General features: G+C 35.3%; 10 protein-coding genes and 1 pseudogene. 10 read left to right on the forward strand and 1 reads right to left on the reverse strand.

Annotation, left to right across the window (positions count from 1 at the left end):
* The first annotated feature begins 326 nt into the window (after positions 1-326).
* From tkt to C564_RS0110425, 5 genes are all read left to right on the forward strand, one after another.
* Positions 327-2,327 carry a transketolase gene (gene tkt / locus C564_RS0110405; RefSeq protein WP_003199219.1) on the forward strand — a complete coding sequence of 667 codons (2,001 nt, stop codon included), beginning with the start codon at positions 327-329 and terminating at the stop codon, positions 2,325-2,327.
* A 156-nt stretch (positions 2,328-2,483) separates the two neighbouring features.
* Positions 2,484-2,924, forward strand: coding sequence for a sporulation inhibitor of replication protein SirA (gene sirA, locus C564_RS0110410; RefSeq protein ID WP_003199216.1), 441 nt, complete (start codon positions 2,484-2,486; stop codon positions 2,922-2,924).
* 78 nt (positions 2,925-3,002) lie between these two features.
* Positions 3,003-3,224, forward strand: a complete 222-nt coding sequence (locus tag C564_RS0110415) for a YneF family protein (RefSeq protein WP_003199214.1) — start codon at positions 3,003-3,005, stop codon at positions 3,222-3,224.
* A gap of 125 nt (positions 3,225-3,349) precedes the next feature.
* Positions 3,350-5,101, forward strand: coding sequence for an ABC transporter transmembrane domain-containing protein (locus C564_RS0110420; protein ID WP_018765291.1), 1,752 nt, complete (start codon positions 3,350-3,352; stop codon positions 5,099-5,101).
* The gene (locus C564_RS0110425; RefSeq protein WP_018765292.1) at positions 5,101-6,864 is read left to right on the forward strand and encodes an ABC transporter ATP-binding protein; all 1,764 of its coding nucleotides are present in this window, start codon (positions 5,101-5,103) and stop codon (positions 6,862-6,864) included. The genes C564_RS0110420 and C564_RS0110425 overlap by 1 nt, the downstream gene beginning before the upstream one ends.
* A gap of 70 nt (positions 6,865-6,934) precedes the next feature.
* Here the strand turns inward: C564_RS0110425 and C564_RS38410 are convergent.
* A pseudogene (locus C564_RS38410) lies at positions 6,935-7,015 on the reverse strand (YxiF family protein); the annotation flags it as partial.
* A gap of 314 nt (positions 7,016-7,329) precedes the next feature.
* On the opposite strand from C564_RS38410, the gene C564_RS0110435 reads away from it, so the two are divergent.
* From C564_RS0110435 to C564_RS0110460, 5 genes are all read left to right on the forward strand, one after another.
* The gene (locus C564_RS0110435; RefSeq protein WP_018765294.1) at positions 7,330-8,937 is read left to right on the forward strand and encodes an esterase/lipase family protein; all 1,608 of its coding nucleotides are present in this window, start codon (positions 7,330-7,332) and stop codon (positions 8,935-8,937) included.
* Positions 8,938-9,401: 464 nt separating this feature from the next.
* Positions 9,402-10,445: a nuclease-related domain-containing protein gene (locus C564_RS0110440; RefSeq protein WP_018765295.1), complete on the forward strand. Its 1,044-nt coding sequence runs from the start codon at positions 9,402-9,404 to the stop codon at positions 10,443-10,445.
* Positions 10,446-10,475: 30 nt separating this feature from the next.
* The gene (locus C564_RS0110445; protein WP_018765296.1) at positions 10,476-11,039 is read left to right on the forward strand and encodes a hypothetical protein; all 564 of its coding nucleotides are present in this window, start codon (positions 10,476-10,478) and stop codon (positions 11,037-11,039) included.
* A gap of 1,090 nt (positions 11,040-12,129) precedes the next feature.
* Positions 12,130-12,276 (forward strand): BC1881 family protein, encoded by a 147-nt coding sequence (locus tag C564_RS36140; protein ID WP_003199195.1) that lies wholly within the window; start codon positions 12,130-12,132, stop codon positions 12,274-12,276.
* A 113-nt stretch (positions 12,277-12,389) separates the two neighbouring features.
* Positions 12,390-13,145, forward strand: coding sequence for a sulfite exporter TauE/SafE family protein (locus C564_RS0110460; protein ID WP_018765297.1), 756 nt, complete (start codon positions 12,390-12,392; stop codon positions 13,143-13,145).
* The last annotated feature ends 3 nt before the right edge of the window (positions 13,146-13,148 follow it).

Genomic DNA, 13,148 nt, shown 5'->3' on the forward strand with positions numbered 1-13,148 from the left:
CGACGAAAATTAATATATATTCATTTCTATTATATATGTTGTGAATAAATGGTAAATAGAGGAGTGGTATGGAGGGGGGAGAATATTTGCTAAAGATTTTTATGAGCCACGTATGAAAATACAGATAATTCCCTTTATTATCAATAAATGAATAATGAAAAAGTATAGCAGATTGAAACCCTATACATTGTGAAATTTAGTATGTTTTTTGAACAAATTCGAAAAAACATCAACATATTTGTCGATACATGTTGTATAATCTTGCGTGGGAAGCTATCATATAAATGTGTAAAACGTTTACTAATATAAGCGAAGGGAAGAATAGCATGTCACATTCAATCGAACAACTTTCTATCAACACGATTCGCACATTATCCATTGATGCGATTGAAAAAGCAAACTCTGGTCACCCAGGAATGCCAATGGGTGCAGCACCAATGGCTTATACATTATGGACGCAATTTATGAAACATAATCCAAATAACCCAACGTGGTTTAACCGCGATCGTTTCGTATTATCTGCAGGCCATGGTTCAATGTTATTATACAGCCTACTTCATCTATCTGGTTACGACGTAACAATGGATGATTTAAAGAATTTCCGTCAATGGGGAAGCAAAACTCCAGGACATCCTGAGTATGGTCACACAGCAGGCGTAGATGCAACAACTGGTCCACTTGGACAAGGTATTTCGACAGCTGTTGGTATGGCAATGGCTGAGAGACATTTAGCAGCGAAGTATAACCGTGATGCATACAATGTAGTTGACCATTATACATACGCAATTTGCGGTGATGGCGATTTAATGGAAGGCGTTTCTGCTGAAGCATCTTCATTAGCTGCTCACTTAGGATTAGGTCGACTTGTTGTATTATACGATTCTAATGATATTTCATTAGATGGCGATTTAAATCGTTCATTCTCTGAAAGTGTAGAAGATCGTTATAAAGCATATGGTTGGCAAGTAATCCGTGTTGAGGATGGAAACGATGTTGCAGCAATTGCGAAAGCAATTGAGGAAGCGAAAGCTGACGAAAAACGCCCAACGCTAATCGAAGTAAGAACAACAATCGGTTTCGGTTCTCCAAACAAATCAGGAAAATCAGCTTCACACGGTTCTCCACTAGGTGTAGACGAAACAAAATTAACAAAAGAAGCGTATGCTTGGACAGCTGAACAAGACTTCCATGTATCAGAAGAAGTATATGATAACTTCCGTAAAACGGTACAAGATGTTGGCGAAACAGCTCAAGCTGAGTGGAACACAATGCTTGGTGAATACGCACAAGCATATCCAGAATTAGCAAATGAATTACAAACAGCGATGAAGGGTCTTCTTCCAGAAGGTTGGGATCAAAACTTACCAACTTATGAATTAGGATCAAAAACAGCAACTCGTTCTTCTTCAGGTACTGTAATTAACGCGATTGCAGAAGCGGTACCATCATTCTTTGGTGGATCTGCAGACCTTGCTGGTTCTAACAAAACATACATGAATAACGAAAAAGACTTTACAAGAGCTGACTACAGCGGTAAAAATATTTGGTACGGTGTACGTGAGTTCGCAATGGGTGCAGCAATGAACGGTATCGCACTTCATGGCGGCTTAAAAACTTACGGTGGTACGTTCTTCGTATTCTCTGATTACTTACGTCCAGCAATCCGTCTTGCAGCATTAATGCAATTGCCTGTAACATATGTGTTTACACATGACAGTATCGCTGTTGGTGAAGATGGTCCAACACATGAACCGGTCGAGCAGTTAGCGGCGCTTCGTGCAATGCCAAATGTATCTGTTATTCGTCCTGCTGACGGTAACGAATCTGTTGCAGCTTGGAAGTTAGCTTTAGGGTCTACAAACACACCAACTGCATTAATTTTAACTCGTCAAGATCTTCCAACATTAGAAGGTGCAAAAGACGATACGTATGAAAAAGTTGCAAAAGGAGCGTATGTAATTTCTGCAAGCAAGAAAGAAATTGCTGATGTAATCTTACTTGCAACTGGTTCTGAAGTAAGCTTAGCGATTGAAGCGCAAAAAGCATTAGCAGAAGATGGTGTTGATGCAGCTGTTGTCAGCATGCCATCTATGGATCGCTTTGAAGCGCAATCTGCTGAATATAAAGAATCTGTATTACCAAAAGCAGTAACAAAACGTTTCGCAATTGAAATGGGTGCGACTTTCGGATGGCACCGTTACGTTGGTCTTGAAGGAGATGTACTAGGTATCGATACATTCGGTGCTTCTGCTCCTGGTGAAAAGATCATGGAAGAGTATGGATTCACTGTAGAAAATGTTGTTCGTAAAGTAAAAGAAATGCTTTAATGGTTTGTGAAAAATCTCTCCGGCATGGAGAGATTTTTCTATGTAAATGAGTTTATTCGACAGAAAAAGTTTTTTCTTTCTCCGTAGTCAGACAATCATTGCATATTTTCTTCTATATAATGAAGAGAAAAGGTTGTCCAGAGCGGGAGGGAAAGTATGAAAACGTATGAATTGTATTTAATTCAAGAAGATGTTGCGAAGGCATACTTTGGTCGGGAGTATTTGTTTTTCGATTTATTTGCTCGATTTTCAGAATCTGATTCCCTTTCGGAAAAGAAAGTGTTATATAAGCAGATGATGTATATTACGACACCATTACAAGTAATGAGAATTCACCATAAATTAGAACAGGTTTTACGTAGTTTTGGGAAGTATAATAGAACACATCATACGCACATGCTTTATACTGGGGCAGAATACGGCGAAATAACGGTGAAATCACAATATATTCAAATGAGTACATCCGGAAATGTGTCGATGGAAACGACTTTCTTTGAGGTTCTCAGGAAATGCGAATTGACATTTTTAGCAATGGATTATGAAAATAAAAAGTATGGTTGGTTAAATCCTCTGAAACAAGCACGAACATATGTGTAAAAAATGTCGAATACAATCTTGTCTTATTGAAAAGGTTTTAGTACACTGTAAGGTAGACAACATGAAGGAGGAAAATATATGTCAATTTGGGTAGTTGTTCTAGTGGGCGTATTAGCACTAGTAGCAGGCGTGGCGTTAGGATTTTTCATCGCCCGCAAATATATGATGAATTACTTGCAAAAAAATCCACCAATCAATGAACAAATGTTAAAAATGATGATGATGCAAATGGGACAAAAACCATCCCAAAAGAAAATCAATCAAATGATGAGCGCAATGAACAAACAACAAATGAAATAAGCGCTAAAGGGGGCACTCGATAAGAGTGTCCTTTTCTTTTGGAAAACTTTAGTGTTTAAAACTTTTAAAAATTCTGTATTTTTGATAAACTGAAAACATCGCTCATTTCAAGGGAGGGGGATATAATGAAGGTATTTTTTAATTTAGCGTGGTTTTTTAAACAAGAAAAACGGGCGTACATAACGGGAATTATTTTGTTATTTGGTGTAGCACTTCTTGAGCTTGTTACACCAAAAGTAATTGGAGTTGTTGTAGACCAAATTAATAACCAAACGCTAACATCTGAAAAGTTGTTACAATGGGTTGTTCTTTTAGTAGTTGTCGGGATTACAATGTATATATTACGTTACATATGGCGTATTATGATTTTTGGGTCTTCTTTAAAGCTCGCGCGCCAATTACGAAAGAAATTATATGAACATTTTACAAACATGAGTCCATCTTTTTATCAATCACATCGTACAGGGGACTTAATGGCCCATGCAACGAATGATATTCAAGCAATCCAACAGACAGCTGGAGCGGGCGTTTTGACGCTTGTTGATTCGTTAGCCGTAGGTGGATGCGTGCTAGTGGCTATGGGGTTTACGATTAGTTGGAAGTTAACATTGTTAAGTTTAATCCCAATGCCGATTGTAGCGATTTCAACTAATTATTATGGTACTTTATTACACAGACGTTTTCATAAAGCACAGCAAGCGTTTTCTGAGATCAATGATAAAGTACAAGAAAGTATGAGTGGAATGAAGGTGATTCGCTCAATTGGTCAAGAAAAGGAAGATTTACAAGCATTTCGAAAAAAGTCAGAAGATGTTGTGCATAAAAATATGTTAGTTGCGCGTATCGATTCATTATTTGATCCAACAATTTCTTTTATTGTCGGTTTTTCATTCTTAATCGCTGTGTGCTATGGATCACTATTAGTTGTTCGCGGAGAACTGACAGTTGGTGAGTTAATTACATTTACAACATATTTAGGGACGCTTGTTTGGCCGATGCTCGCATTTGGTTGGCTATTTAATATTATGGAACGTGGTCATGCTTCATATGACCGTGTGGAAAAAATATTATCTCAAACTTCAGATGTTGTGAACAAAGATGGAGCGGTAGATAAAGAGGCAAGCGGTGATATAACGTTTGCAATTGATACATTTTCCTATAAGAAAAATGAAACTCTCCATTTAGAAGATATTCATTTCACACTGAAAAAGGGTGAAACATTAGGTATTGTTGGCCGCACTGGTGCAGGGAAAACGACATTGTTAAAATGTTTAATCAGGGAATATGATCATTTTAATGGATCGCTGCAAGTTGGTGGGAAAGATATTCGTGATATGACGCTGCATGGCGTTCGATCTGCTATTTCGTATGTTCCTCAAGACCATTTCCTATTTTCAGCAAGTATAGGGGAAAATATTGCATTTGGAAAGGCTGATGCTACATATAAAGAAATTGCATGTGCTGCTGATATTGCTTGTATTCATGATGATATTGTTCAATTTCCAGTAGGATACGATACGGTAGTAGGGGAACGAGGAGTGTCTTTATCAGGTGGGCAAAAACAAAGGATTTCTATTGCACGTGCTTTACTAACGAATGCTGAAATTTTAATTTTAGATGATTGTTTATCAGCAGTTGATGCAAAGACAGAAGAAACAATTTTAACAGCGCTGAAACGAGAAAGAGAGCAAAAAACAACGATTATTACAGCACATCGGTTAAGTGCCATTCAACATGCAAATCTTATTCTTGTTGTTGATGAAGGGAAAATTGTAGAGCGTGGTACACATGAACAACTAATGAGGCAAGAAGGTTGGTATAAAGAGATGTATGAAAGTCAGCAGTTAGAAGCGTTAGTTGAGAAGGGAGGCATATAATGGCTGAGAAAAAAAGAAGCGATTTATGGCGATTACTTTCTTATATGAAACCATATAAAGGCTTATTGTCACTAGCATTTCTATTTCTAGTTGGTGCAACTGTTACAGAAATGATGGGTCCGTTTTTAATTAAACAGTTTCTTGATGAACATTTAGTTCCCCGTAACTTTGAACAATCAGCACTTGTAACCTTATTTGTTGTATATATGATTGCTCATTTATTAAAGGTTTTATTTACGTATTTAAATTTATTATATTTCCAAAATATAGCTTTCAAAATTGTGCAAGATATGCGAGTGGAAGTGTATGAACATGTACAACGGTTGTCATTAAGCTTTTTTGACCGTACACCAATTGGTACCCTCGTATCTCGTATAACAAATGATACAGAAGCAATTAAAGATTTCTATGTGAGTGTGTTATCAACATTTGTAAAAAATGTAGTATTTTTAATTGGAATTTTAGTGGCTATGTTTTTACTTAATGTGAAACTTACATTGTTTTCTCTTTTATTAATACCAATTATGTTGACGATTATGACCATGTATCGCAGGAAAAGCTCTGTTTTTTATTTAGAACTTCGCAATCAATTAAGTATTTTAAATGCAAAGCTTAATGAATCGATTCAAGGGATGAACATTGTGCAAGTGTTTCGTCAAGAAAAACGGATGCGAAAAGAATTTGAAGAAGTGAATAATAAGCATTACAGTGCTGGGCGCCGTACGTTAAAATTAGATGCATTGTTTTTACGACCGGCAACAGATCTTGTTCATATTGTGGCGATTGCATTGGTGCTCGCATTATTTGGAATTGACGCTTTGAATAGTCCAGTTGAAGTTGGGGTATTATATGCTTTTGTTAACTATATTCATCGTTTTTTCCAACCTGTAAATGAAATGATGATGAAATTATCTTTCTTCCAACAAGCACTTGTTTCTTCATCACGTGTCTTTCATTTGATGGATGAAAAAGATTTAGCGCCTATTCAACAAGGGAATAGAGAGCCGAAAGTACATGAAGGAGAAATTGAATTTAAAGATGTTACATTTTCATACGACGGAAAACGTGATGTTTTAAAAAATGTATCTTTTCATGTAAAACCTGGGCAAACAGTTGCTTTTGTTGGGCATACCGGAAGTGGGAAAAGTACAATTATGAACTTGTTGATGCGGTTTTATGATATTAAAGCGGGTCATATTTTAATAGACGGTGTAAACTTAGAAAAGTTTGAAGAGAAGGAAATTCGAAAGAGAATTGGGCTCGTATTGCAAGATGCCTTCTTGTTTGCCGGAAATGTGAAACAAAACATTCGCATGTATAATGAAAGTATTACGGATGAAGAAATAAAAGAAGCAGCACGTTTTGTTCAAGCAAATACGTTTATTGAAAAGTTACCAGAACAGTATGATACAGAAGTAGTAGAAAGGGGAGCGGCATTCTCAAGTGGACAAAGGCAACTCATCGCGTTTGCTAGAACGATTGCGACAAATCCGAAAGTATTGGTATTAGATGAAGCAACGGCCAATATTGATACAGAAACGGAAGAGGCCATTCAAACAGCGTTGCAGCGTATGCGAAAAGGTAGAACAACAATTGCGATTGCACATCGCTTATCTACTATTCAAGATTCTGACCAAATCTTTGTTATGCATGATGGAGAAATTATAGAAAGAGGAACACATCAAGAGTTACTGAGTAAGCAAGGGTTATATTACAATATGTATTTACTTCAGAATAAAGGAAGCCTTCAGAAAGCCTTGTAGTATTAAGGTTTTGAAGGCCTCTTTTTTATTCTTTTAAAAATGATCACATTGCTGTAATTTCTGTTACGCCTCACATACTGAATTGGTAATGATATTCTGTTCTTTCAATACATACACCAACTTCTAAATCATCTCCAACTAATATAAAATCTTCATCATACAAATTATAACTTCTTTTTCTAGTGGGTTTTCTTAACTCAGTATTATTACCGATAAAATCTGTAAGTTTTTTGTTGAGAAACATTTGTACTATTGATGAATGAAAGGAATTAAGGAGCATAGGAAGAATATCGTTTATAAAGAATAAGACGATGCTATCAAATTATCATACTTATTAATGGAATAAATATGAATCTTAGAAACTTTAGAAGAAAATGAGATTTGGAAATAATAGCAGTTATTGTATTGCAACAGCATAGCAATCTATAAACTCTGCGTCATCTTTCTAAAAAAGGAGGGAGTATTATGCAAGCGATGTTTAAAAGATGTATGGTGTTGATTGCTGCATTCATTTTACTGGTTACTTCTGTTGGTGGTATTGCAACTGCTGAGACCAATGCTACGCCAATTTATAGGGAGATGCTTCCACCGAAAGAAACATTCAATCCAGGAGATTGGTTTTTAGGTGAGAAGCCTTTAAATTATGATGAAAATAGGCCACCTATTGTTTTTGTGCAAGGGAGAAATGGAAGTGCGGATAGTTGGTATGGAAAAACAGTTTATCACGATGCAAACGATATGTATGATTATGCTTATCGTGCAGGATATCAAACTGTGTTTGTTCAACTATATGATGCAGCTGGGAAGGGATCTGCAAGTCAGTGGGATAATGGCAAATTGTTGGCTGCAAAGCTAGAAGAGATTTATAATCATTTTGGTAAAAAAGTGAATATTGTGGCTCATAGTAAAGGTGGAATTGACACTCAAGCAGCACTCATTCAATATGGTGCGAATCGTTTTGTAGGAAAAGTCATTACACTGGCTTCGCCGCATTATGGATCAAATTTAGCAGACTTATCGTATAGTTGGTGGGCTGGTTGGCTGGCTTCATTACTTGGACAAAGAGACGATGGCACTTATTCTTTACAAACAGGTGAAATGGCACAATTTCGTTCTGTAATAGATAACAATCCAAATGTTAAATTAAATCGTTACTATACAGTTGCAGGTACAAGTTGGGGACCGGCTTTCTCTGCTCTATCTTTAGGTGGGCTATACCTTTCCGCGTATGGCTCCAATGATGGATTAGTGAATGAATGGAGTGCAAAATTACCTTATGGAACACACTTATTTACCGATTCTAGATTTGATCATGATGATATACGAAAAGGTTCGGCGGTGTTTTCTCGAATTGAACCGTATTTACGTACTTCTACCGCCACGTTCGTTCCTTATACTTCAAATAATAATGCTAGAGAACTTGTTAATGATTTAAATACTACTTCTAATCAAACCGTTTTAGGTGGAGAACTAATACAGAATAAATGGATTGATCAAACGTTTGCTGTAGATACAAAAACAGAGGGCGTTGTCTCGGTGTTAACAGCATCTTCAGAAGTGAAAATACAACTTATTTCTCCGTCGGGAAAAGTATATACAAACGAAGATAGTAAGGTCACGATAGGAGATGAAACTTCCTACTTTAAGGGTGCGTCTATTCGGACATTTAAAATAAATCGAATGGAAATAGGGGAATGGCATGTTAAACTAATGACAGCACATGCAAAAGATGCTTATATGATTGTTAGTGATTATAAACAAAAAGCACCGTTTACTTTGAAAATGCCAGGGAAAATCAAAGCTGATAAAGTTGAATTTCAATTGAAACAATCTACTAAAGAACTAGGAAAACAAGAGGATCTTTCTTTCACTGTCCGAGTTGTTGATCGAGAAGGGAATTTAGTATCGCAATCGAATCAGTTGCAAAGGTTAGATGAGGCTGCATTCACAGGCCTTTTGAATCATATTAAAAAGTCAGATGTATATAATGTGACGATTGATATTAAAGGTATTAACTCAGAAGGTAAAGCTTATACTCGTACGATTGTACGTTCGGTGTATATTGAAAAATAAAAAGTATGGAGGTATTACAGTTTAAAGCGTATTTTATGATTCAATTATTGAGTATATTCTTTTCAAAAAGATATAGAAATATGGAAAGGAAATGGATTATAGTAAATAATCAGGTCTAAATGTAGTAAGGCAAAGAATTATAAATTAAAATATATATTTACTTCAAAATATAAGAGGTCTTCAGGAAAAACTGCGAGAACAAGGTTTTCCTGAAGGCTTTTTTATACTATCATATCTGATTATCGATATTTTTACTCTACTTTTAAAAATTCAATATGTATTCTATCAACTTCAATTTCAACATATTTGTTAAACCATTTGCTATATTCCGAGAGATACCCATCGCTATCTGTGAAAAGTATATCCAAATTTTACAGAGAGTTATTTTAATACGTAGTATAATAGAATAAAATTGATTTTAAAAGTTTAGGTAATATTTTACTAAGCCATAAAGGAGAAAAAAGATGGAATATGTACTTATATGTGCAATTTTAGCTTTATTAGCTGGAGTATTTGTACTGTTTTATAAGAATAAACAGTTAGAATCAGAAAACCAACAAGTGGAATTTGAAAAGACAAAGTCAATAGAAAACTATCAGAGTGAGATGGCTGCAGCTGTAGCGGATTATGAAGAAAAGCAGGAGACATTAAAAAACATAGAGCGTAAAAAGTACAATAATTTAAAAGAGAGTGCAGCTAGAGAAGTAGAAAACATGAGAGTGATGAAGAATCAATTAGCGATGCAGCATAGTAAAGAGCGTAGTGAAATGCAACAGAAACACAGTAATGAGATACATATGTTACAAGATCTAATTACAGAATTAAGAGCGTATTCTAGAAATGGTGAAGAAATGAATACGCATGAAATATTACATTATATGAAACGGGGATTTGTTCAGGAAGGAATCATAACTGAAGACGAACTACATATTATTCCAAATATATTTCTTCCCAAAGTACATAGTAGAAGAGGAAATAAAATGGGGAATACTCGAGTTGATCATATATTGTTATCGACAACCGGAATATATGTAATTGAGACAACAGAATGGCAAGGAAGAATGATACACGGATTGACGAAAGAAAATGCAGGGGTATATTCATTTATGATTGATGAGATTGGTAAGTATCAAAATGAATATGAGAAGGAAGAGACATTTGTTTTTATGAAAAAGGGAGATTCAATGACTCTAATGGTAGAAAACGTAGGAAACCCCGTTTATAAAGCAAAACATCTTTCAACAATTGTATATGATTACTTGAAAGAGGTTCATTCGCAAGCTCTAAAAGAAGAAGTTAAGCCCACTGTATATTTCGGCAATGAGACAAATGGAAGTGGAAATGAAATGATCGATCTTTCCAATGAAGTACTTCCGAGGTTGAAGGATAGAGAGCAACTTGTTACGTATTTTAGAAAGGAAAGATTGGAAGGGAAAGTACTATATACAGTGCAAGAATTACAAGGGATAAAAGAAATGATTGAATGTATGGGAGAAGTGAAGTTGTAAAAAACCTGATGTGATAAAGGTGATTTTTCATTGGGAGCGTATAGAGATTTTTTATTACGGGCAACATTGTATGTTTATGTTTTTTTATATTTGTTTATATGTATCGCTTTCATATTCATCATTAGCATGACTCATTCGTCTTATAATACTGTGAGTATTTTAGTGGTATCAATTCCGTTTATTCTTTTACTGGCTCTTCAGTGGATCGTTTTTCATTTTTCTGGTGGTAATAATAAGGGCATATTTAAAAGTATTACAATTGTGGGAGCGATATTATTCAGTATTTGTATCGTACAACTAGGTGTAAATGAGTATAATTCAAAGTTTCAAACAGATAGATGGCTAAAAGATGAACGGAAACGAGTATATATGATAGATGATCTTCTAACGAAACATAAACTAGTGGGAAAACCTAAGAAAGAGATTGTACAATTGTTAGGAAAACCAACTGAGACAAGGCGTTTTGAGGAAATGAATCAAACTATTTATTACCTTGGAGATGAAAGAGGGTTTATTCCTATAGATAGTGAATGGCTCATTCTTCAATTTGATAATGATGATAAGGTGGTAGAGCATAGGTTATATAAAGATTGAAATGAAAAGCAGAAGATCATTATGAGTTATGGTCTTCTGTTTTTTTGTTAATGAATGTAAAAAAGTGAAAAATGGGATTTCTTGTCTATGTGAATTGGGAAAATTTCATTATACTTTAAACTAGTTTTGTAATATAGAAGTTTATTAGATTACTAAATAACTTTTATTATGTTAGAAAAGGAGGGAAGTTAACACGAAATGATTCAATATATAACGCGTTAAACAAGTATCATGAAAAAAAGGAATTTATAATGTTTTAGCAATGTTAATTGCACTTTAAGTTGTAAGGGTGCCAACTTCTTCATTTGCAGCCCCAGTAGAAAAAACAGTAGCAATATCGACGGATGAATAAGCGTTAAAAAGCATTGAGGAACATATGAAAGAGTATATGGAAGGCGAGGTTAGCCGAGGAGATAATCAAGTGGTTGAAAGTGAAGTGTAAGGAGAATTTCTCGTACATATTATAAAATCAACTCCTTTATACGATTCTGTTGATTTGCAGCATGTAACAGGTGCAGAGCTTTCTGAACCAGTAGTCCAAGCTTCAAAATTCAGTGAAAACAAAGAAGTTAGATGGGAAATCAACTGCCCGTAAAAGTCTCATTGGTGAGAGCTGAAGAAAAGTATCCGCTGATTAAAGTTTCACTTTATTGGTCAGAGGGACGCTGGAAAGTTAGAATTTTCTAAAAATAAATGGAATTAAAATAGGGAATGATATACAATTGATTTATTTAATATGAAGATAACACGAAAAGAGGATATACATATGGAAGATTTACAAACACTCGGTTCATTCTTTTTAGGCCTAGGTACAATGTTTGCGGGGCTAGGGGTATTGCTTGCAGGTATTGGTGTGTATACAAAATTTTCACGTGAATCAAACTGATGAAAGCATCCGTACAGGATGCTTTTTTATTTTTTTTTCAATATGCTACAAAAAGGAATCGTATATTCTTTATGGAATAAGGAATGAAAATGGCAGGGGGAGTGTATATATGGATGCATTGGAACAATTTCATAATCTTACATGCCAGATTCATGACAAGATATTACTGATATAAGGTAACAAGAATGAAAAGGAGGTAAGACGGTGAAAAAAATACCAACTGAAGCCTTGAGTAAGGAATTGATGGAAAGAGAAGGGGTTATATCTATTACAGTTAAAGAATTTGAAAAAATTGAAGTCGCTGGAGTGGTAGTATCTGGGCCAGCAGTCATTTTAATTAATCAAGATTAACAGAGTACATATAATGAATATAGAAAAATAGTGAAAAGCATCCTATGTGGATGCTTTTTTATTTGCTAAAAAAGAAATATATAAGATAATAGAGCCATTGGAGGGGAAAGAAAGTGGCTATTATTATTACAATGTTTCTAATGGGGATTTTATTAGGGTTTGTTGGAGCAGGTGGAGCTGGGTTTATTATTGCAGTGCACACTCTCGTATTTCATGTGCCAATTCACATAGCGCTCGCGACATCATTAACAGCAATGGCATTTACAACACTTTCTGGAGTGATAAGTCATTATCGAGAAAGAAATGTTGTCATGAAAATTGGCTGTGTTGTAGGAGGATTTGGTGCGCTTGGATCATATGTTGGATCTAAAATTGGTGCTGGGATTCCTGCACAGCTCCTTCATTGGTTTACGGCTGGTATGTTATTTTTATCAGCGATATGCATGTTAGTTCGTTTGTTTTTTGTGCAAAATCAAAAAGAGTGGTCTGCTAGTTTATCAGATCAGTTATCTCCATATGTATTAGGAAAAGGAGCTATGTTAGGAATTGCAACTGGGATATTAGCAGGAGCATTTGGAATTGGTTCAGCACCTTTCATTCAACTAGGATTAATGGTATTACTAGGCTTATCAATTCATCAGTCAGTAGGGACTACAATGCTTGTTATTTTACCAATTGCAATTGGTGGAGGAGTTGGATATACTTCAGCAGGATATTTAGATTACATGTTATTAGTACAAGTTTTAATGGGAACAATGCTCGGGGCATATATAGGCGCGAAGTTTACAAATTATGCACCTCGTATTATTTTGAGGTTTTCGATGATCATGACACCTGTTTTAGCTGGATGTATGTTATTAATGGAATAAGAA

Origin of the sequence: Bacillus sp. 105MF (assembly GCF_000374885.1) — a bacterium.
GTDB lineage: Bacteria > Bacillota > Bacilli > Bacillales > Bacillaceae_G > Bacillus_A > Bacillus_A pseudomycoides.